The organism is Bradyrhizobium sp. T-12 (assembly GCF_058314695.1).
In genome coordinates, this window is sequence record NZ_CM177756.1 from 2890235 (window position 1) to 2909462 (window position 19228).

Annotated in this window: 20 protein-coding genes; 14 read left to right on the plus strand and 6 right to left on the minus strand. The window is 65.1% G+C overall.

Annotated features, from left to right (window positions below):
- Positions 1–31 precede the first annotated feature (31 nt).
- Positions 32–613, plus strand: coding sequence for a TIGR00645 family protein (locus tag AC0WRY_RS13495; protein ID WP_194407448.1), 582 nt, complete (start codon positions 32–34; stop codon positions 611–613).
- Positions 614–818: 205 nt separating this feature from the next.
- Entirely contained in the window at positions 819–1082 is a 264-nt protein-coding gene (locus AC0WRY_RS13500) for a hypothetical protein (protein WP_194407449.1), read from the plus strand.
- Between the two features lie 7 nt (positions 1083–1089).
- On the opposite strand, the gene AC0WRY_RS13505 is transcribed toward AC0WRY_RS13500, so the two are convergent.
- Positions 1090–1986, minus strand: coding sequence for an alpha/beta hydrolase family protein (locus AC0WRY_RS13505; RefSeq protein ID WP_194407450.1), 897 nt, complete (start codon positions 1984–1986; stop codon positions 1090–1092).
- A gap of 181 nt (positions 1987–2167) precedes the next feature.
- Here AC0WRY_RS13505 and AC0WRY_RS13510 point away from each other — a divergent pair, with 181 nt between their 5' ends.
- Genes AC0WRY_RS13510 through AC0WRY_RS13520 form a run of 3 tightly spaced genes read left to right on the plus strand, consistent with a single transcriptional unit; the run spans position 2168 to position 5695 of the window.
- Positions 2168–3556: a class II 3-deoxy-7-phosphoheptulonate synthase gene (locus AC0WRY_RS13510; RefSeq protein WP_194407451.1), complete on the plus strand. Its 1389-nt coding sequence runs from the start codon at positions 2168–2170 to the stop codon at positions 3554–3556.
- 4 nt (positions 3557–3560) lie between these two features.
- Positions 3561–3914: a diacylglycerol kinase gene (locus tag AC0WRY_RS13515; protein ID WP_194407452.1), complete on the plus strand. Its 354-nt coding sequence runs from the start codon at positions 3561–3563 to the stop codon at positions 3912–3914.
- Between the two features lie 23 nt (positions 3915–3937).
- Positions 3938–5695 (plus strand): NAD+ synthase, encoded by a 1758-nt coding sequence (locus tag AC0WRY_RS13520; protein WP_194407453.1) that lies wholly within the window; start codon positions 3938–3940, stop codon positions 5693–5695.
- A 42-nt stretch (positions 5696–5737) separates the two neighbouring features.
- Here the strand turns inward: AC0WRY_RS13520 and AC0WRY_RS13525 are convergent, their stop codons facing one another.
- Both AC0WRY_RS13525 and AC0WRY_RS13530 read right to left on the minus strand, forming a co-directional pair.
- Complete coding sequence (locus tag AC0WRY_RS13525; protein WP_194407454.1) at positions 5738–6931, minus strand: DUF2865 domain-containing protein; 1194 nt, start codon at positions 6929–6931, stop codon at positions 5738–5740.
- 131 nt (positions 6932–7062) lie between these two features.
- Complete coding sequence (locus AC0WRY_RS13530) at positions 7063–7362, minus strand: hypothetical protein (RefSeq protein WP_194407455.1); 300 nt, start codon at positions 7360–7362, stop codon at positions 7063–7065.
- Between the two features lie 288 nt (positions 7363–7650).
- On the opposite strand from AC0WRY_RS13530, the gene cysS reads away from it, so the two are divergent.
- The 4 genes from cysS to AC0WRY_RS13550 all read left to right on the plus strand — a co-directional run bounded on the left by cysS (position 7651) and on the right by AC0WRY_RS13550 (position 11656).
- Positions 7651–9033, plus strand: coding sequence for a cysteine--tRNA ligase (cysS, locus tag AC0WRY_RS13535; protein WP_194407456.1), 1383 nt, complete (start codon positions 7651–7653; stop codon positions 9031–9033).
- 115 nt (positions 9034–9148) lie between these two features.
- Complete coding sequence (locus tag AC0WRY_RS13540) at positions 9149–9640, plus strand: GNAT family N-acetyltransferase (RefSeq protein ID WP_194407457.1); 492 nt, start codon at positions 9149–9151, stop codon at positions 9638–9640.
- The gene (cimA, locus tag AC0WRY_RS13545) at positions 9637–11235 is read left to right on the plus strand and encodes a citramalate synthase (RefSeq protein ID WP_194407458.1); all 1599 of its coding nucleotides are present in this window, start codon (positions 9637–9639) and stop codon (positions 11233–11235) included. Before AC0WRY_RS13540 ends, cimA begins: the two co-directional genes overlap by 4 nt.
- Before the next feature lie 43 nt (positions 11236–11278).
- Entirely contained in the window at positions 11279–11656 is a 378-nt protein-coding gene (locus tag AC0WRY_RS13550; RefSeq protein WP_194407459.1) for a VOC family protein, read from the plus strand.
- Between the two features lie 6 nt (positions 11657–11662).
- Here the strand turns inward: AC0WRY_RS13550 and AC0WRY_RS13555 are convergent, their stop codons facing one another.
- On the minus strand, positions 11663–12580 hold the full coding sequence (locus tag AC0WRY_RS13555; RefSeq protein ID WP_194407460.1) for a LysR family transcriptional regulator: 918 nt from the start codon (positions 12578–12580) through the stop codon (positions 11663–11665).
- Positions 12581–12680: 100 nt separating this feature from the next.
- Here AC0WRY_RS13555 and AC0WRY_RS13560 point away from each other — a divergent pair, with 100 nt between their 5' ends.
- Positions 12681–13298 (plus strand): FMN-dependent NADH-azoreductase, encoded by a 618-nt coding sequence (locus AC0WRY_RS13560; protein ID WP_194407461.1) that lies wholly within the window; start codon positions 12681–12683, stop codon positions 13296–13298.
- A gap of 98 nt (positions 13299–13396) precedes the next feature.
- On the opposite strand, the gene AC0WRY_RS13565 is transcribed toward AC0WRY_RS13560, so the two are convergent.
- Positions 13397–14002: an LOG family protein gene (locus AC0WRY_RS13565; protein ID WP_194407462.1), complete on the minus strand. Its 606-nt coding sequence runs from the start codon at positions 14000–14002 to the stop codon at positions 13397–13399.
- Positions 14003–14203: 201 nt separating this feature from the next.
- On the opposite strand from AC0WRY_RS13565, the gene AC0WRY_RS13570 reads away from it, so the two are divergent.
- The 4 genes from AC0WRY_RS13570 (at position 14204) to AC0WRY_RS13585 (ending at position 18749) form a co-directional block, all read left to right on the plus strand.
- The gene (locus AC0WRY_RS13570) at positions 14204–16159 is read left to right on the plus strand and encodes an ABCB family ABC transporter ATP-binding protein/permease (RefSeq protein WP_194407463.1); all 1956 of its coding nucleotides are present in this window, start codon (positions 14204–14206) and stop codon (positions 16157–16159) included.
- Between the two features lie 78 nt (positions 16160–16237).
- A complete protein-coding gene (locus tag AC0WRY_RS13575) occupies positions 16238–16936 on the plus strand; it encodes a phosphatidylserine decarboxylase (protein WP_194407464.1) in 699 nt (232 codons plus the stop codon).
- An 86-nt stretch (positions 16937–17022) separates the two neighbouring features.
- Entirely contained in the window at positions 17023–17907 is an 885-nt protein-coding gene (locus tag AC0WRY_RS13580) for a CDP-alcohol phosphatidyltransferase family protein (RefSeq protein WP_194407465.1), read from the plus strand.
- Positions 17908–18029: 122 nt separating this feature from the next.
- The gene (locus tag AC0WRY_RS13585) at positions 18030–18749 is read left to right on the plus strand and encodes an RraA family protein (RefSeq protein WP_194407466.1); all 720 of its coding nucleotides are present in this window, start codon (positions 18030–18032) and stop codon (positions 18747–18749) included.
- 14 nt (positions 18750–18763) lie between these two features.
- Here AC0WRY_RS13585 and AC0WRY_RS13590 read toward each other — a convergent pair whose 3' ends face one another.
- Positions 18764–19057, minus strand: coding sequence for a hypothetical protein (locus AC0WRY_RS13590; protein WP_194407467.1), 294 nt, complete (start codon positions 19055–19057; stop codon positions 18764–18766).
- Positions 19058–19228 lie beyond the last annotated feature (171 nt).

The following is a 19228-nucleotide window of genomic DNA, read 5'->3' on the forward strand; positions in this document are numbered from 1 at the left end:
GAGGCTTCCTGTCGGCATTCCGGAGTGATCAATGACGTCTGAACCCAAAGCACCTTCGGCGCAGGCCGTGCCGCCGCGCCTCGGCCTGTTCGCCCAGCTCATCTTCGGCTCGCGCTGGCTGCAATTCCCGCTCTATATCGGTCTCATCGTCGCGCAGGCCGTCTATGTGCTGTTGTTCCTGAAAGAGCTCTGGCATCTGGTTGCGCACTCGTTCGACGCCAGCGAGCAGCAGATCATGCTGGTCGTGCTCGGGCTGATCGACGTCGTCATGATCTCGAACCTCCTGATCATGGTGATCGTCGGCGGCTACGAGACTTTCGTCTCCCGGCTGAACCTGACCGGCCATCCCGACGAGCCCGAATGGCTCAGTCACGTCAATGCCAGTGTGCTGAAGATCAAGCTTGCGATGGCGATCATCGGCATTTCCTCGATCTCGTTGCTCAGGACCTTCATCGAAGCCGGCAATCTCGGCACCACGCGCAGCAATTTCACCGAGACCGGCGTGATGTGGCAGGTGCTGATCCACCTGACCTTCATCATCTCGGCGGTCGGCATCGCCTGGGTCGACCGTCTCAGCGAGAGCGCCCATCGCGAGAAGGCCGCCCACGACTGATCAACCTGGCCGTCTCAATTACCTCCCGAGCGGCCAATCCTGAGCCCGCCTGATCCTCAGATCCGGCGGGCTCCTTTTCGAGATAGATAAAATTGTCTGCAATCCGCTCAGCGGCGGCAAACCGTGCGGACAAGAAGCGTGGTGCCTTAAACCAGGTCTTTGGAACCGATCTGCATCCTGCTCGGAAAAGGGCAGGGCTATCGGCATGTCAATTCTCAGGGAGATCGTCGCAGCGGTTGCGGGAGTCTACGCACTCCTGCTCGTCTGCGACGCATTGTTCGGAGTCGGCGAGGTGCGCTTCGACGACAATTATTACCGCGCGAGCTTCTACGCGCCGCGACCGAAGGAATTTCGGTTTGCGACAGACACGCCGCCGGCGGTCCGCGTCAGCGAAGCGTTCGCTCTATTCTCGGCAGGCGAGGCCAAGCCGACCCGGCGCTACTCGTCGCTGACGACCATCATTCGCTGACGCGGCCTCACTCGCCCTGGACCCATTCCGCCAACCCGCGCCACAGCGTGTCGCGGTGATCGGGGCGGAAGAAGCCGAAATGGCCTATTCCCTTGGCGCCGACATCGGACGGCGTCACCGTCAGCACCTCCGGCTTGATCGCAGTGAATCCGCTCGCGAGCAGCTCGACCGCCGGCCGCGTCGCCCAGGGATCGTCGGAGAAGCACAGCGCGCGCAGCTCGCCCTTGAACTTTGCAAAGTTGTCCAGCGCCGGCAGCTTGGAATCGAAGAGATAGCGCGGGCTCGAAACCCACTCGGCCCATTGCAGGAAGACGCCCTTGGGCAGATCCTCGCCGACGCCGGCCCAGCCCGGCGCATAACCGAGCGCGTAGGTGAGGGGCACACCGACAAAATTCATGAAGGCGAAGACGCGGTATTTTTCCGGCGAGGTCATCAGCCGCCAGGTCGCGGCCTGCGAGGCCACGAACGCCGCGCGTGAGATGTCGGTGTTGTTCGCGATCAGCCCGAGCGCCTGGCCGCCGAAGGAATGACCGATATAGGCGAGCGGCAGCGTGTTGTAGCGCTCGCGCATCCAGCGCACCGCGGCGGTGACGTCGAGCGCGGCCCAGTCCGACATCGAGGCCTTGAAGCCGACCAGCGATTTCGGCTGGTTGTAGCCGACCATCGCCGGCAGGCGGGAATCGCCGATGCCGCGGTAGTCGTAAGTCAGCACCGCGCAGCCGCGATGGGCGAGGTAGGACGCAAAGCCGCGATAGATCTTGCGCGGGACGGCGGTCGCTGAGTTGATCAGTACGGCATGGCGCTTGGCGCCCCGCGGCAGGAACAGGGTGCCGGTCAGCCCATACCCGTCGGTCGCCGGGAAGCTGATCTCGTCGATGAAAACGTCGTCCAGTGCCACGTCCATGGGTGCAAGGTTATCCTGCCAGTTTCCTCGCCCACCCAGCAAATGCGAATTTGGCTTTCCCTGCAAGGGTTTGCCATGCGAAACGGATTTACAACTGGCGGGGCGGAGCCAGCCTGTGTATAAGGCGGCCCTCGCAACCCCTAGATCAGGTTGCACTTTTTTGCTTCACGGAGAGATTGTGATGTCCGAGCGGTGGACGCCCGAGTCCTGGCGCAGCAAGCCGGTGCTACAGGTGCCCGACTATCCCGACGCCAAGGCCCTGGCCGACGTCGAGGCGCAGCTTGCGACCTTTCCGCCGCTGGTGTTCGCGGGCGAGGCGCGCAATCTGAAGAAGGCCTTGGGCCGGGTCGCGGCCGGTGAGGCCTTCCTGCTGCAGGGCGGCGACTGCGCCGAGAGCTTTGCCGAGCACGGAGCCAACAACATCCGCGATTTCTTCCGCGTGCTGCTCCAGATGGCGGTCGTGCTGACCTATGCCGGCGCGGTGCCTGTGGTAAAGGTCGGCCGCGTCGCCGGCCAGTTCGCCAAGCCGCGGTCATCGCCGACCGAGAAGATTGATGGCGTCGAGCTGCCGAGCTATCGCGGCGACATCGTCAACGACATCGCCTTCACCAAGGAAGCGCGCGTTCCCGATCCGCAGCGCCAGCTGATGGCCTATCGCCAGTCGGCCGCGACGCTGAACCTGCTCCGCGCGTTCGCGACCGGCGGCTATGCCAATCTCGGCAGCGTGCATCAATGGATGCTCGGCTTCCTCAAGGATAGCCCGCAGTCGCGCCGCTACAAGGAACTGGCCGACCGCATCTCGGACGCGCTGAATTTCATGCGCGCCTGCGGCCTCGATCTCGAGGCTCATCCCGAGCTGCGCGCCACCGATTTCTACACCAGCCACGAGGCCCTGCTGCTCGGCTACGAGCAGGCCATGACCCGCGTCGATTCCACCACCGGCGACTGGTACGCGACCTCGGGCCACATGATCTGGATCGGCGATCGCACCCGCCAGCTCGATCACGGCCATATCGAATATTTCCGCGGTATCAAGAATCCGATCGGGCTGAAATGCGGCCCGTCGCTGAAGCCTGACGAGCTCCTGAAGCTGATCGACGTGCTCAACCCCGACAACGAGCCGGGCCGGCTGACGCTGATCGGCCGCTTCGGCTCGGACAAGGTCGGCGAGCACCTGCCGAACATGATCCGCGCCGTGAAGCGCGAGGGCAAGGTAGTGGTCTGGTCCTGCGATCCCATGCACGGCAACACGATCACCTCGACGTCGGGCTACAAGACGCGCCCGTTCGACCGCATCCTGTCCGAGGTGAAGTCGTTCTTCGCGATCCATGCCGCCGAAGGCACCCATGCCGGCGGCGTGCATCTGGAGATGACGGGCCAGGACGTCACCGAGTGCCTCGGCGGCGCCCGCGCGATCACGGACGAGGACCTCAACGACCGCTATCACACGGTCTGCGATCCCCGCCTCAACGCCGAGCAATCCATCGACATGGCCTTCCTGGTCGCAGAGCTCCTCAAGCAGGAGCGCGCCGGCAAGGCTCAGCCGATGCCGGTCGCAGCGGGGCTCTAAAACCTTGTTGCGGATCTGGAAGGCCACGATCAATTCCCGTAACGGTCTGGCCTTTGCGATTGGATCGGAGCAGGCCGTTCGCGAGGAGATCTTTGCGCTCCTGCTGTCGGTGCCGCTCGCCTGGTTGATCGGCGCGACCGCGATGCGGGCCGTCGAGCTGGTCTGTGCCGTTGCCTTCGTGCTGGTCGTCGAGCTGCTCAACACCGCGATCGAAAAGCTCGCCGACCGCCTGACCATGGACCACGACAAGCAGATCGGCCGGGTCAAGGACATGGGCTCGGCCGCGGTTGGCGTCGCGCTGCTGATGGCCGGCGCGTTCTGGATCTTCGCCGTCGTCGAGCGGTTGGGTTTCGTCTAACGCGGATCGAATAAGGGCGCCCGATGACCGAACGTCTCAACGCATTCGCGGTCACGCTCGCCCAGCTCAATCCGACCATGGGCGACATCGAGGGCAATGCCGCCAAGGCACGTTCGGCGCGCGCGCGCGCGATCGCCGACGGCGCCGATCTCGTGCTGTTTCCGGAATTGTTCATCGCCGGCTATCCGCCGGAAGACCTCGTGCAGAAGCCGTCTTTCCAGGCGGCCTGCCGCGCCGCGGTCGAAGCTCTCGCCCGCGAGACCGCCGATGGCGGGCCCGCCATGCTGGTCGGCACGCCCTGGGTCGAGGAGGGCAAGCTGTACAATGCCTGTGCGCTGCTCGACGGCGGCCGCATCGCGAGCCTGCGCTTCAAATGCAATCTGCCGAATTACGGCGTGTTCGACGAGAAGCGGCTGTTTTCGCGCGGGCCCGCCGCGGGCCCGGTGACGGTGCGCGGCGTACGCATCGGCGTGCCGATCTGCGAGGACATCTGGCTGGAAGAGTCCGAGGACTACGAGAACGTAGTCGAGACGTTGGCCGAGACCGGCGCCGAGATCATCCTGGTGCCGAACGGCTCTCCTTACGCCCGCGACAAGAACGACGTGCGCCTGTCGGTCGCGGTGGCGCGCGTCACCGAGAGCGGGCTGCCGCTGGTCTATCTCAACCAGGTCGGCGGCCAGGACGAGCTGGTGTTCGACGGCGCGTCCTTTGCGCTCAACGGTGATCTGTCGCTGGCGGCGCAACTGCCGGCATTCGAAGAAGGCATCGTCACGCTGCGCTTCACTCGCAACGGCGACGACTGGCGCTGCGCAGGGCCGATCGCTACGCTGCTCGAGGGCGACGAGGCCGATTACGCCGCGTGCGTGCTCGGTCTGCGAGACTATGTCGGCAAGAACGGTTTTCCCGGCGTGCTGCTCGGCATCTCCGGCGGCATCGATTCAGCGCTGTGCGCCGCGATCGCGGTCGACGCGCTCGGTGCCGATCAGGTGCACGGCGTGATGCTGCCGTATCGCTACACGGCGGTACACTCGATTGCGGATGCCGGCGAACTCGCCGGCCATCTCGGCATCCGCTACGAGGTCTTGCCGATCGCGGAAGCCGTCGGCGGGTTCGAGATGATCCTCTCGGGCCTCTTCAAGAATCTCCCGCCTGACATCACCGAGGAGAATCTCCAGGCCCGCACCCGCGGCACGCTCTTGATGGCGATCTCCAACAAGACCGGCCTGATGGTGGTGACGACAGGCAACAAGTCCGAGATGTCGGTCGGCTACGCCACGCTCTATGGCGACATGAATGGCGGCTTCAATCCGATCAAGGACATCTACAAGACGCAGGTGTTGCGGCTGGCAAGCTTGCGCAATAGCTGGAAGCCGGACGGCGCGCTCGGGCCTTCAGGCGAGGTGATCCCGCCCGACATCATCACGCGCCCGCCGAGCGCCGAGCTGCGCGAGAACCAGACCGATCAGGATTCTCTGCCGCCTTACGAGGTGCTCGATGCCATCCTGGAGCGTCTTGTCGAGCGCGAAGAGCCGCTGGATCAGATCATCGCCGCCGGCTTCGATCGCGAGATCGTCACCCGGATCGACCATCTGCTCAACGTCGCCGAATACAAGCGCCGCCAGGCCGCGCCCGGCGTGAAGGTCACACCCAGGAATTTCGGCCGCGACCGCCGCTATCCCATCACCAACCGCTTTCGCGACAAAGGCGAGAAGCTGCCGGCGGCGGACGAGACGCTGGTGTCACGCGGCAGCAAGGCCTCGATCGACGCATTCGAGGGGTGAGTTGATCGGCGTAGGGTGGGAGGTGGCGGCTCGCCGCTGCACCTATTTCTGCTGCTGCGGCAGGAAGGTCGGCCCGACCGAGCGGATCGGCTTGTTCTCGGAGCCTGCGGCGGTGCCCGTATCCGCGGGCGGCGTTGCGGCCGGTGCAGTTGCCGTCGTCGGCGCGGGAGCTGCGCCTTTCCTGGCATTCGCAGGCGTGCCCTTGTTGAGCCGCTGCTGCTGCATTTTCTTGGCGCTTTCCTCGGTCACGATGATGTCGCCCTGCTGCTCGGCTGTCGCCTTATCGTCGGCCGATTTCAGCGCGTCCGCCCAGGTCTGGCCCGCGGCCTTGCAGGAGCAGGACGGGTTGAACTCGCTGCGGAATTTGAAGGCGGTCGGCAGTGCCGTGTAGGGCTGGCCGCTGATCGAGACCGCCGAGTTCATGTCTTCGCCGGGATTGCGATGGGTGTAGAGCACGGCTTCGGCGGCCGGGCAGAGCGCCTTGCAGGTCTTCTCGTCGTCGGGGAAGCGCGCAGGCACGGTCGCGAACGAGACCGGGAAATAGGCGCCGTCGCAGGTGCGCACGCACACGGTGCGGTAGGTGCCGGATTGCGATTGCGGTCCGAGATCGGAGGGCGGCAGGCCTTGCGGATTGCCGGCGTTGTTACCGCCGAACAGATTGCTGAGGAAGTTGCCGCCGCCTTGCTGCTGCGCCGCCGCCGCGTATTGCGGGCCGCAATTGTTCTGCGCCAGCGCTGCCAGCACCGAGCGGCGCTGGTTGTCGCGCTCCGGGCTGAAGCCGCCTTGGCCGCCGCCGCGCAGGCGCTCGAGATTGCCGGTGATCTGGTCCAGATTGGCGCGCATCTGCTGGATCTGGGTGTTCACCGGGCCGCATTGCGCCGACTGGCCGTTGAACAGTGAGAAGAAGCCGGAGGAATCGCAGCCCATGCGCTTGGCCTGCATGGTGACGCGGTCGAGCTCGGCCTGCTGGCGGCTCTGGGACTCCTGGTAGCGGCGGATCTGCTCCTCACGCGCGGCATCACCGCCGCCGCCGCGGTCCAGTGCCGCGAGCTGACCCTCCAGTCGCACGCACATCGGATTGGGGCCGAGACCGTTCTGGCCCGCTTGAGGCGGCGGTCCCGGGGGACCCGCCTGCGCAAAAGCGCCGGTGGCGAGCACGACCGTGCTCAGAAGCACGGTACAGGCAAGGAGGAAGCGGGTACGGGACAGGAGCAAAAATTCAGGCATATCCGCCATTCTAGCGAGGTCACGGCCCGGCATGACTCTGAAGGGCCGAAGCGCGCCCTCCCATAGCCGCTTCCTGCGGCATCGTCACGTCGTTTCGGGGCCGAAGCACCGGGCCTAAGCTACGCCAGCTCCGAGCGAATTCAGCGCTGGCAGGTGATTGCGACATATTCGTCGCAATGGCCATGGGAGCAATTTGTGCCGGATTTGGGGACGGAGCCGGTAATTTCGTCGGGATCGACCCGCCGATAGGCCGAAGCCTGGGCAAAATCTCGTGACTGGCAGTAGCTGCGGGCGGCGGAGGCGCCGCATTTGTCGCCTTTGGCCAGGCACTGGTCATAGCCGTTGGCCTGGTTGGCGATGATGAAGACGCGGCTCTCGGCAAGGGCGCTGGAGGCCGCAAAGACGAAGGCGCTGGAAATGAGCGCGGGCAAAAATCGCATGAAAAAGCACCGGGGGCAAAAAGGGGAACCGCCGGTTCCAAAATGGGCTCAAATGGTTAGGGGATTATGAACCATCGTGGCGGGCAGCGCGCCTTGCGGAGATAAAACGGCGGTTTCGCGCCTCTCTTGACGCCGGGGCGCCTGATAGCCCATATGTTCCGCATGAACGGTCTCCTCGCCATTTGCGCCATTTGCCGCGAGATTACGAGCTAGCGATTCGCTGGCTGGAGCCGTCTTTTCTCAAAACATTGAGAGCCTCGGACGCCCGGCCGCAAGGGATGGGTTGTCATGGAATTGCGTCTTCACGATACGCTGACCCGGGAAAAGCGCCCCTTCGTGCCGCTCGATCCCAACAATGTCCGCATGTATGTCTGCGGACCGACCGTCTATGACTTCGCCCATATCGGCAATGCGCGGCCGGTGATCGTGTTCGACGTGCTGTTTAGGCTGCTGCGCCATCTCTATGGCGAGGCGCATGTCAAATATGTCCGCAACATCACCGACGTCGACGACAAGATCAACGACCGCGCCGCGCGCGATTTCCCGGGCCTGCCGCTCAACGAAGCCATTCGCAAGGTGACCGAGCAGACCGGCAAGCAGTTTCATGCCGACGTCGATGCACTCGGCGCGCTGCGGCCGAGCGTCGAGCCGCGGGCGACCGAGCACATCACCGAGATGCGCGAGATCATCGAGCGGCTGGTCAAGGGCGGCTTTGCCTATGTCGCCGAGGACCACGTGCTGTTCTCGCCGCAGGCGATGAACGCGGCCAATGACGGGCTGCCGCGCTACGGCGCGCTGTCCAATCGCTCGCTCGACGAGATGGTTGCCGGTGCCCGCGTCGACGTCGCACCCTACAAGAAGGGCAATACCGACTTCGTGCTGTGGAAGCCGTCGAAGCCCGGCGAGCCGTCATGGCCGTCGCCTTCAGGCATCAAGGCCGAGGGGCGGCCGGGCTGGCACATCGAGTGCTCGGCCATGGCCTGGAAGCATCTTGGCGAGCATTTCGACATCCATGGCGGCGGCATCGATCTCGTGTTTCCGCATCACGAGAACGAGGTCGCACAGACCTGCTGCGCCTTCCATCAGGAGCGCATGGCGAACTATTGGATGCACAACGGCTTCCTGCAGGTCGAGAGCGAGAAGATGTCGAAGAGCCTCGGCAACTTCATCACGATCCATGAGCTGCTCAAGGATTGGCCGGGCGAGGTGCTGCGTCTGAACATGCTCAAGACGCATTACCGTTCGCCCATTGACTGGACCATGAAGTCGCTGGAGGAGAGCGCCAGGACGCTCGACGACTGGTATCGTGTCGCGGCGGACGTCGAACCCGGCAAGCCGGCCGCGTCCGTCGTCGAGCCGCTGCTCGACGATCTCAACACGTCGCTGGCGATCGCGGCGCTGCACAGCCTGCGCGGCAGCGATGTGCCCGCCCTGGCGGGGTCGTTGCGGCTGCTCGGCTTCCTGTCCGAGAGCGCTGCGCAGTGGGAAGGTCGCAAGCAACAGGCGAGCGGCGTCGATGCCGGGGAGGTCGAGCGCCTGATCGCGGAGCGGACGGCCGCGCGCGCTCGCAAGGACTTCAAAGAGTCCGACCGCATCCGTGATCTGCTCGCCGCGATGGGTGTCGCGATCAAGGATTCCAAGCAAGGAACGACGTGGGAGGTCGCGCGATGAAGCGGCCCGACACGCCTTTCCCGCGGCACTGGCTCTATTACATCGCGCTGAAGATCGCGCTGCTCGTGGGCGCCGTCGCGATCGTGCTCAAGCTGTATGGGATGTGGTGAGGACGATGGGACAGACTTTGCCAAAGCCCGGATTGCGGCCGTTCCTGCCGGATGACGTTCCCGTGCTCGCCGCGATCTTCACCGCGAGCATCCAAGAGCTGACCGGTGACGATTACAGCGAGGCGCAGCAGCAGGCCTGGATGGAGGCGGCGGAAACCGAAGAGTTCGGCAAGCGGCTTGCGGCTGACCTGACGCTGATCGCGACGCTGGAGGGCTCGCCGGTTGGTTTTGCCTCGCTGCGCGGTGCCGACCACATCCGCATGCTCTATGTGCATCCGGCCGTCAGCGGGCAGGGCATCGCCGCCATGCTGGTCGATGCGCTGGAGAAGCTTGCCGGCGGCCGCGGCGCGCAAAGCCTCACCGTCGATGCCAGCGACACCGCGCAGGGCTTCTTCGCCAAGCGCGGCTACGTCGCCCAGCAGCGCAACAGCGTCACCGTCAACGACGAATGGCTCGCCAACACCACGATGAAGAAGATGCTCGGAGCCGCGGCATGAGCAAGGAGCGGCTTTATCTGTTCGACACCACGCTGCGCGATGGCGCGCAGACCAATGGCGTCGATTTCACGCTTCAAGACAAGCAGGTCATCGCCGCGATGCTCGACGACCTCGGCATCGACTATGTGGAAGGCGGCTATCCCGGCGCCAATCCGACCGACACCGAATTTTTCGGCACAAAGCCGGAGTTCAGGCACGCGCGCTTCACCGCCTTCGGCATGACGCGCCGGGCAGGGCGCTCGGTCTCGAACGACCCAGGCGTTGCCGGGCTGTTGGAAGCGAAGGCGGATGCGATCTGCTTCGTGGCGAAAGCGTCGGCCTATCAGGTGCGTGTGGCGCTGGAAACGACGAAGGAAGAAAACCTTGCGTCCATCCGCGACAGCGTCGCGGCCGCGAAGGCCGCCGGTCGCGAGGTCATGCTCGACTGCGAGCATTTCTTCGATGGCTACAAGGAAGATTCGGGCTTCGCGCTCGCCTGCGCCAAGGCTGCCTATGATGCCGGCGCGCGCTGGGTGGTGCTGTGCGACACCAATGGCGGCACCATGCCTGACGAGGTTGAGGCCATCGTCACCGAGGTGACAAAGCACATCCCCGGTGATCACGTCGGCATCCACGCCCATAACGACACCGAGCAGGCGGTGGCCAATTCGCTCGCCGCCGTGGGGGCCGGCGCGCGGCAGATCCAGGGCACGTTGAACGGCCTTGGGGAGCGCTGCGGCAACGCCAATCTCTGTTCGCTGATCCCGACGCTAAAGTTGAAGCAGGGGTTCGCCGATGCCTTCGAGATTGGCGTCACGACGGAGAAGCTGGCGACCCTTGTCAAGGTCTCGCGTACGCTCGACGACATGCTCAACCGCGTGCCGAACCGGCACGCGGCTTATGTCGGCGAGAGCGCTTTCGTCACCAAGACCGGCATCCATGCGTCCGCGGTGCTCAAGGATCCGCAGACCTATGAGCATGTGCTGCCTGAGCTGGTCGGCAATCACCGCAAGGTGCTGGTGTCCGATCAGGCCGGCCGGTCCAACGTCATTGCCGAGCTCGACCGTGCCGGCATTCCTTACGAGAAGAGCGATCCGAAGCTGACGCGCCTCGTCGAGGTGCTGAAGGAGCGCGAGGCGCAAGGCTACGCCTACGAATCCGCCAATGCCTCGTTCGAGCTGCTGGCGCGCCGCACGCTCGGCAAGGTGCCGCATTATTTCGAGGTCGAGCAGTTCGACGTCAATGTCGAGCAGCGCTACAACGCGCTCGGCGAGCGCGTCACCGTGGCGCTCGCGGTGGTGAAGGTCGACGTTGCCGGCGAGCACCTGATCTCGGCCGCCGAAGGCAACGGCCCCGTCAACGCGCTCGACGTCGCCATGCGCAAGGACCTCGGCAAGTACCAGAAATACATCGAGGGCTTGAAGCTGATCGACTACCGGGTGCGTATCCTCAACGGCGGCACCGGCGCGGTCACGCGCGTCCTGATCGAGAGCGAGGACGAGAACGGCGACAGCTGGACCACGGTCGGCGTGTCCCCGAACATCATCGACGCCTCGTTCCAGGCGCTGATGGATTCGGTGATCTACAAGCTCGTGAAGTCGGGCGCGCCGGCGTAGGACTTGCTCCGCCCCGGAATGACAGCGGAGGGGAGAGTAACCAATGATCGACCACATTTCCGTCGGCGTCAGCGATCTCGACCGCGCCGCAAGATTCTACGAGGCGACGCTCGCAGCGCTCGGCCTCACGCGCCTCGTCACGCGGCCGCGGACGGTGGGCTTCGGCAAGGCCTATCCCGAGTTCTGGGTCAACTTACGCGAGACCATGCCGCGCGTACCGGCGGAAAGCGGCGTGCACATCTGCCTGCGGGCGAAGACGACGGGCGAGGTCGATGCGTTTCATGCCGCAGCTCTCGCGGCGGGCGGGGCCTCCGACGGCGCGCCCGGCATCCGCCCGCACGATCGCGTGCGCTATTACGCAGCCTTCGTCACCGATCCCGACGGCAACCGGATCGAGGCGGTGACGTTTCCGAGCGCGTAGCGAAGCTCACCGTCGCGCGCGCTTTGCCTGCTTCACCAAATGCCGGCGCAGGAAATCAATCGTTCGACGCACCTTGACTGGCAGGAATGCCCGGTTTGGGTAGAGCACGTAGGCCGCAGTATCGAACGTCGTCGCCGTCACCTGCCAATCGGGAAACAGATCGACGAGCCGCTTGCCGACGAGATCCTCGTCGATCAGCCAGTCCGGCAGGAGCGCCGGACCGAGCCCCGCCCGTGCGCAATCGCGCAGCGCGAGCGCGTTCGAAAGCAGAAGGTCTCCCTGGACGGCGACCTCGGTGATTTCGCCGCGTCGGTCGCGGAACATCCAGCGGGATCGGAAATCGGGAAACGTGAACAGAAGGCAGGACATCGCGGACAGATCGGCGGGCCGTCTTGGCCGGGGCTTCCCACGCAGAAAAGCCGAGCTTGCACAGACCCGGTAACGGGTATCGAACAGCTTGGCGCCGACGAGGTCGCCGCTGAATCCGGGACCGAGACGGATCGCGAGGTCGATTCCCTCGCTGACCAGATCGAGATTGCTGTCCGTCAGGATGAGTTCGAGCTGGAGCTGGGGAAATTCCGCCCTGAATTCGGGCAGCAGCGGCACCAGGCAGCGATTGCCGAATGCGACTGAAGCGGTCGCGCGAAGCCGGCCGCGGGGAATGGTGCCAAGGGCGGTCGCCTCCTCGGCGGCGGCATCGAGCTCCTGTAGAACGAGCTCGGCCCTGCCCACGTAGCGTTCGCCAGCCTCCGTCAGCGACATGCTGCGTGTGGTGCGCTGGAAGATGCGAAAGCCAAGCTCCGCTTCGACCTGGGCGATCATCCGTGAGACCGAGGAGGGGTCGACGTCGCGTTGCCGCGCGGCGCCGGCAAAGCTCGCCTGGCGAGCGACCTCGATCACCAATCGAATTGAATCGATGTCCATTCGTGCAAATTAAGCATGAGCGTGGTGCGACGCCAGCCGTTTTTGCCGGGCGGCACCGCGAATAGCGTCCGGGTGTCAATTCGACATTCCGGAGAGCCCAATGCCTGTCTTGCTTCGTATCGATTCCAGCGCCCGCCTTCAGGGCTCCGTTTCCCGCGACCTCGGCGACGGATTCGAGGCGGCGTGGCGTGCGCGCGGGTCGGACTTTCGCGTGACGCGGCGCGATCTCGCCGCCGATCCGGTCCCGCAGATCACGCAGACCACGATCGCCGGCTTCTACACCGCCGCACAGGAGATGACCGCCGAGCTGCGCGCCGCGACGGCGCTATCGGACAGGTTGATCGCCGAACTCAAATCGGCCGATGAGATCCTGATCACCGCGCCGATGTACAATTTCACGATTCCGGCAGCGCTGAAGGCCTGGATCGACCAGATCGTCCGCATCAACCTGACGTTCTCCTATGACGGCACGAACTTCAAGGGACTGCTGACCGCGCGCCGTGCGACCGTGGCCAGCGCTTACGGCGCCGGCGGCTATCTCGCGGGCGGGCCGCTGGGCGGCGCGGACTTCTGCTTCAACTATCTGAAGTTCGTGCTGGGCTTCCTGGGCGTCGCCGAGATCCAGCAGATCGGCGTCGAGGCCACGACGGGCGATCCTGCCGACCTTGCCCGGCAGGTCGAGCACGCGAAAGCCGGTATTGCCGCCAAGGCGGCATGACACGCCGAAGCCCGGACCGCGCGTGATGGACCGCGACGTCGGCGTGAGCCACGTCGCGGGCATCATCCAGGCCGGTCCGGATCGATAGGGGCGCAGCTCTAGAGCTTGCGCGCCACTTCCGGCGCGAGATCGCGCTGGCTGTCGGGAATCTGCGCGGCCGCGGCGCGCAGCCGTGGGACGATTTCCTCGACCTTGTCCGCCTTCAGGATATCGACCGAAAGACCGGCGCGGATGAACTCGGTTTGGCGCATGTGGGACACCAGGGAGAACAGCGGCTCCCAGAAATTGTCGATATTGGCGAGCAGCACCGGCTTGGCATGACGGCCGAGCTGCTGCCAGGTCAGCTGCTCGACCAGCTCCTCCAGCGTGCCGAGCCCACCGGGCAGGGCAACGAAGGCATCAGAGCGCTCGAACATCAGCCGCTTGCGTTCGTGCATGTCTGGTGTGACGACCATCTCCTGCACGCGAGTCAGCGCGTTCTCGCGCATCCGCAGGAAGTCAGGGATGATGCCGGTGACCATGCCGCCGTGATCGAGCACTGAGGTCGCGACCGCCCCCATCAGTCCGAGCGAGCCGCCGCCATAAACGAGGCGGATCTTGTTGTCCGCCAACGATTTGCCGAGCGCCTTCGCCGCCTCGATGAAGTTGGGATTGGTTCCAGGGCCGGAGCCGCAATAGACACAGACGGTTTTGATCGTGCTCATTGATGCCATGATGCATTGCAGCGAAGAGACGTCAAGCCCTTCAGGTGATTCGGATCGCCCGGAAATCTACCGGTAAATGGCGACAAACAATCGAAGATTCGCCATCTGGCGGGGTGCGCTGACACGGGGAAGGCTCTATATGACAGGCGAAAATCGTAAATCGTGGTGACGCCCGCATCCGGCGGGCTTTCAGGCTTCTTGATGGACCAACCTCAATCGTTCGACGGCGCCGACGTTCCCAATCCTGTCGGCGGCCCGCCTGAGCGGGCCACGCTGATGGGCACGTTGGCCCATCTGTGGCCCTATATCTGGCCGGGCGACCGCTTCGACCTGAAAATGCGCGTGGTGTGGTCGCTGGTGCTGCTGCTCGCCGCCAAGCTGATCACGCTCTCGGTGCCGTTCAGCTTCAAATGGGCGACGGACGCGCTGACCGGGGCCAATTCGGCGCCGGTGCAGGCCGACAATTGGCAGCTCTGGGTGCTCGCCTCGCCGTTGTTGCTGACGGCGAGCTACGGGGTGATGCGCATCCTGATGGCGCTGCTGACGCAATGGCGCGACGGCATCTTCGCCCGCGTCGCCATGCACGCGGTGCGCAAGCTCGCCACCATCACTTTTGTTCACATGCACGAGCTGTCGTTGCGCTTTCATCTCGAACGCAAGACCGGCGGCCTGACGCGCGTGCTCGAGCGCGGCCGCGAGGGCATCGAGGTCATCGTCCGCATGGTGATCCTGCAGCTGATCCCGACCATCGTCGAGGTCTCGCTGCTGATGGCCGTGCTGCTCTGGCAGTTCGACTGGCGCTACGTGGCCGCAACGCTGATCACGGTCACGCTCTACATGTACTACACCTACATTGCGACCGAGTGGCGGATCGGCATCCGCCGCAAGATGAATGATTCCGACACCGAGGCGAACACCAAGGCGATCGACTCGCTGCTCAACTACGAGACCGTGAAATATTTCGGCGCCGAGGCCCGCGAGGCGCAACGCTACGACAAATCGGTCGCGCGCTACGAGGAAGCGAGCATCCAGACGTACACCTCGCTCGCGGTGCTCAACACGGGACAAGCCGTGATCTTCACGCTGGGCCTGACCGCGACCATGCTGATGTGCGCGATCGGCGTGCGCAACGGCACCAACACGGTCGGCGATTTCGTGCTGGTCAACGCCATGATGATCCAGCTCTACCAACCGCTGAACTTCATGGGCATGGTCTATCGCGAGATCAAGCAGGCGATCATCGACATCGAGAAGATGTTCGGCGTGCTCGGCCGCGAGGCCGAGATCAAGGACGCGCCCGATGCCAGGCCGCTGGTCATCTCCGCCGGCACCGTGCGCTTCGAGGACGTGCGCTTTGCCTATGAGCCGACGCGTCCGATCCTGAAGGGTCTCAGCTTCGAGGTGCCGGCCGGCAAGACGGTCGCCATCGTCGGCCCGTCGGGTGCAGGCAAGTCGACCATCTCGCGCCTGCTGTTCCGCCTCTATGACGTCTCCGGCGGCAAGATCCTGATCGACGGGCAGGACATCCGCAGCGTGACGCAGGATTCGCTACGCGCCTCGATCGGCATGGTGCCGCAGGACACCGTGCTGTTCAACGACACCATCCGCTACAACATCCGCTACGGCCGTTGGGACGCCAGCGATGCCGAAGTCGAGGAGGCCGCGAGCCTCGCGCAGATCGATCATTTCATCCGCATGTCGCCCAAGGGCTACGAGACCCAGGTGGGCGAGCGCGGGCTCAAGCTGTCCGGTGGCGAGAAGCAGCGGGTCGCGATCGCGCGCACCGTCTTGAAGGCACCGCCGATCCTGGTGCTCGACGAGGCGACCTCGGCGCTCGACACCCATACCGAGCACGAGATCCAGGGCGCGCTCGAGCGCGTGGCGAAGAACCGCACCTCGCTGGTGATCGCGCACCGGCTCTCGACCATCGTCGGGGCCGACGAGATCATCGTGTTGGATCAGGGCCGCATCGCCGAGCGGGGCACCCACGCCAAGCTGCTCGCGCATGGCGGCCTCTATGCCAGCATGTGGAACAGGCAGCGCGAGGCCGAGGAGGCACGCGAGAAACTGGCCAAGATGGCGGATACCGGCGAGGCGCCCAACCGGGAGCCGCCGCCGGTCAACGATGCCCTGACGGCCCCCGCGGCGGCGGAGTGAGCTTGTCTCCGGTCCCAACTCTGGCCTAAACAGGCCCGCGCGACGATCCGCGCCATTAACCCCGAGCGGCAGATAACGATGTCCATTCTCGATTCGATCCAGCGTCAGATCCCGCCGATCCACAAGGAGGGCTATCCCTTCATCGGCGGCTTTGCGCTGGCAAGCCTGATCCTGTTCTGGCTGTGGTCGCCGCTGGGCTGGATCGGCACGATCCTGACCGTGTGGTGCGCGCTGTTCTTCCGCGATCCCGTGCGCGTGACGCCGGTGCGCGAGGGGCTGGTGGTGTCGCCGGCCGACGGCCGCGTCTCGATGATCACCATGGCGCTGCCGCCGGCCGAGCTCGGCCTCGGCGACCGGCCGCTGCCGCGCATCTCGGTGTTCATGAGCGTGTTCAATTGCCACGTGAACCGCGCGCCCGTCGCAGGCAGGGTGGACCGCATCGCCTACCGGCCCGGCCTCTTCATCAATGCCGAGCTCGACAAGGCCAGCGAGGACAACGAGCGCAACTCGCTGGTCATCTCGACGCCGAATGCGCGGATCGGCGTGGTGCAGATCGCAGGTCTCGTCGCCAAGCGCATCGTCTGCTTCGTCAGGGAAGGCCAGGCGATCGGCGCCGGCGAGCGCTTCGGTCTGATCCGCTTCGGCTCGCGGCTCGACGTTTATCTGCCCGTGGGGACCAGGGCGCTGGTCTCGGAAGGACAGACCGCCATCGCGGGCGAGACGATCTTGGCCGATCTCGCGGGCGAGGACCCCAACCGCGCCTTCCGCGCCAATTAACCAATAGTCGGTCCACGAGGGCCTTCCGCCGCAATGGCGGAGGGGGACGCGGCTTGCTATATCTCGCCTCAAGGTGAGGACGAGCCATGACGCCCTATGACTTCAAATATCCCGATACGCGCCGGCGGCGGTTCCGTCCGATTCCGGTGCGGATGCTGGTGCCCAACGTCATCACGCTGCTGGCGATCTGCGCCGGCCTGACCTCGATCCGCCTGTCGATCGAAGGGCGGATGTCGCTCGCCGTCTACGCCATCGTGTTCGCCGCCGCGCTCGACGGTATCGACGGGCGCATCGCGCGCATGATCAAGGGGCAGTCCAAGTTCGGCGCAGAGCTCGACAGCCTCGCCGATTTCGTCAATTTCGGCGTCGCGCCCGGCCTGATGCTGTATTTCTGGCAGCTGCACGAGCTCGGCAATGCCGGCTGGATCGCCGCCATGGTGTTCGCGATTTCCGGCGGCCTGCGTCTCGCGCGCTTCAACGCCACGATGGACGATCCGAACAAGCCGGCTTTCGCCGCCAATTTCTTCACCGGCGTGCCGGCGCCCGCTGGTGCGATCACCGTGCTGCTGCCGATCTATGTCGCGTTCCTCGATCTCGGCCGCTGGCCGGCCGGGTTGACCGCCGCCTACACGCTGCTGATCGCGTTCCTGATGGTGTCGCGCCTGCCGGTGTTCTCCGGCAAGACCAAGCGCATGCGCGTGCCGCCGGAGCTGGTGCTGCCGGCGTTCGTCGCGGTGATCGTTTTCATCGCGCTATTGATCGCCTATCCCTGGCACGTGCTGTCGATCGGCACGGTGCTGTATCTTCTCGCCTTGCCGCTCGGCTACAAATCCTATCGCGACCAGGCGCGTGCGTTGGAAACGGCCGGGCCGGCGGACGGCGAGGTCTCGTCGCCGCCCTCGGCGCCGACGCTGGCGAATTTGTCGGAGCCGCCCCACGAGGACGACGACCGGCCCGGACGGCTGCACTGAGCGGTTCTCGGGGATATCTGCCATGAAGGCGTGCTGAGTTGGGTTGAGGCCCGATCTCGGCTATATCGCCCTGTGCCGGCGGCACCGCGCCAACAGCGGCCGCCAATCTGGGAGAGAACGCCGTGACTGATAAAGCGACCGGGCCGCTGCCCGCTTCCGTGCTCGAAGCGCTGGGCCGCTACGACACGCCGACGATCTGCAATGCCATGGAGATCGTGGCGCCCGAGCGCCGGCTGATCGGCTACACCACCAAGCAACTGGTCTGCCCGTTCCCCGATCTGCCGCCGATCGTCGGCTATGCCCGCACGGTCGCGATCCGCTCCGTGCTGAAGTCATCGCTCCCGCCCGAAGAGCAGTCCAAGCGCCGCATCGAATATTACGAATATGTCGGCACCGGCCATGGCCCGCGCATCTCGGTGATCCAGGACATCGACGGCCCCGATGTCGGCTATGGTGCGTTCTGGGGCGAGGTGCAGAGCAACGTGCACAAGGCGCTCGGCTGCCTCGGCGTCATCACCGACGGCTCGATCCGCGACATTCCGCAATGGGCGCCGGGCTTCCAGGCCCTGGCCGGCTCGATCGGCCCGTCCCATGCCTGGGTGCATGCGGAAAGCTTTGGCGGCGAGGTGCGCGTTGCCGGCATGACCGTGAGGTCGGACGACCTGATCCATGCCGACCAGCACGGCGCCATCGTGATCCCGCTCGACATCGCTGCCAAGCTGCCCGAGGCCGCCGAGCTCTGCGGCCGCCGCGAGACGCCGATCCTGGAGATCGCCCGCAGCCCAGACTTCTCGCTGGAGAAGCTGAAGGCGGCGCTGAAGCGCTCGGCGGAAATTCACTGACGCGACTGAACGGCTTACGGCCGCGACGCCGGCCGTAGGCCGCCTTGTTCCGTCAGAAACAGCGCGGCCTGATCCGGCTCGCCAAACACCGCGGCGGCGCATCCGATCAGGGTGAAGCCGCCGGCGAGGTCCCACAGCGTGAGACCCTCCGCATTGTCGGGGAGATGAATGAGGCGCGCTGCGATCACCGCGAAGGCGGCCTCGGCAAACAGCGCAAGGCTGAAGGCGGGCAGCACGAGCTCCGGCTCGAGCAGGTGGAGCGCCAACACCGCAGGCAGCGCGGTGAGAAGACTGAACAGCGTCAACATGGCGATTGCTCCCGCGATCGGTATGCGGTGCTGCTACATGACACCAAAGGCTCCATGGCCTCGATGTGGCGCAGGGCCGCAGCGGCGGGGCGTCCGGTTGCCGCCGGTATGGTTAGCGAAGTGTTGAAATTCCTATCGCGGGACGGCAATCGACACGCCTCCAGCGGCGCC

Coding starts and splice junctions, on each gene's coding strand:
- AC0WRY_RS13495 (WP_194407448.1), top strand. CDS start 32: ATGACGTCTGAACCCAAAGCACCTTCGGCGCAGGCCGTGCCGCCGCGC.
- AC0WRY_RS13500 (WP_194407449.1), top strand. CDS start 819: ATGTCAATTCTCAGGGAGATCGTCGCAGCGGTTGCGGGAGTCTACGCA.
- AC0WRY_RS13505 (WP_194407450.1), bottom strand. CDS start 1,986: ATGGACGTGGCACTGGACGACGTTTTCATCGACGAGATCAGCTTCCCG.
- AC0WRY_RS13510 (WP_194407451.1), top strand. CDS start 2,168: ATGTCCGAGCGGTGGACGCCCGAGTCCTGGCGCAGCAAGCCGGTGCTA.
- AC0WRY_RS13520 (WP_194407453.1), top strand. CDS start 3,938: ATGACCGAACGTCTCAACGCATTCGCGGTCACGCTCGCCCAGCTCAAT.
- AC0WRY_RS13525 (WP_194407454.1), bottom strand. CDS start 6,931: ATGGCGGATATGCCTGAATTTTTGCTCCTGTCCCGTACCCGCTTCCTC.
- AC0WRY_RS13530 (WP_194407455.1), bottom strand. CDS start 7,362: ATGCGATTTTTGCCCGCGCTCATTTCCAGCGCCTTCGTCTTTGCGGCC.
- cysS (WP_194407456.1), top strand. CDS start 7,651: ATGGAATTGCGTCTTCACGATACGCTGACCCGGGAAAAGCGCCCCTTC.
- AC0WRY_RS13540 (WP_194407457.1), top strand. CDS start 9,149: ATGGGACAGACTTTGCCAAAGCCCGGATTGCGGCCGTTCCTGCCGGAT.
- cimA (WP_194407458.1), top strand. CDS start 9,637: ATGAGCAAGGAGCGGCTTTATCTGTTCGACACCACGCTGCGCGATGGC.
- AC0WRY_RS13550 (WP_194407459.1), top strand. CDS start 11,279: ATGATCGACCACATTTCCGTCGGCGTCAGCGATCTCGACCGCGCCGCA.
- AC0WRY_RS13555 (WP_194407460.1), bottom strand. CDS start 12,580: ATGGACATCGATTCAATTCGATTGGTGATCGAGGTCGCTCGCCAGGCG.
- AC0WRY_RS13560 (WP_194407461.1), top strand. CDS start 12,681: ATGCCTGTCTTGCTTCGTATCGATTCCAGCGCCCGCCTTCAGGGCTCC.
- AC0WRY_RS13565 (WP_194407462.1), bottom strand. CDS start 14,002: ATGAGCACGATCAAAACCGTCTGTGTCTATTGCGGCTCCGGCCCTGGA.
- AC0WRY_RS13570 (WP_194407463.1), top strand. CDS start 14,204: ATGGACCAACCTCAATCGTTCGACGGCGCCGACGTTCCCAATCCTGTC.
- AC0WRY_RS13575 (WP_194407464.1), top strand. CDS start 16,238: ATGTCCATTCTCGATTCGATCCAGCGTCAGATCCCGCCGATCCACAAG.
- AC0WRY_RS13580 (WP_194407465.1), top strand. CDS start 17,023: ATGACGCCCTATGACTTCAAATATCCCGATACGCGCCGGCGGCGGTTC.
- AC0WRY_RS13590 (WP_194407467.1), bottom strand. CDS start 19,057: ATGTTGACGCTGTTCAGTCTTCTCACCGCGCTGCCTGCGGTGTTGGCG.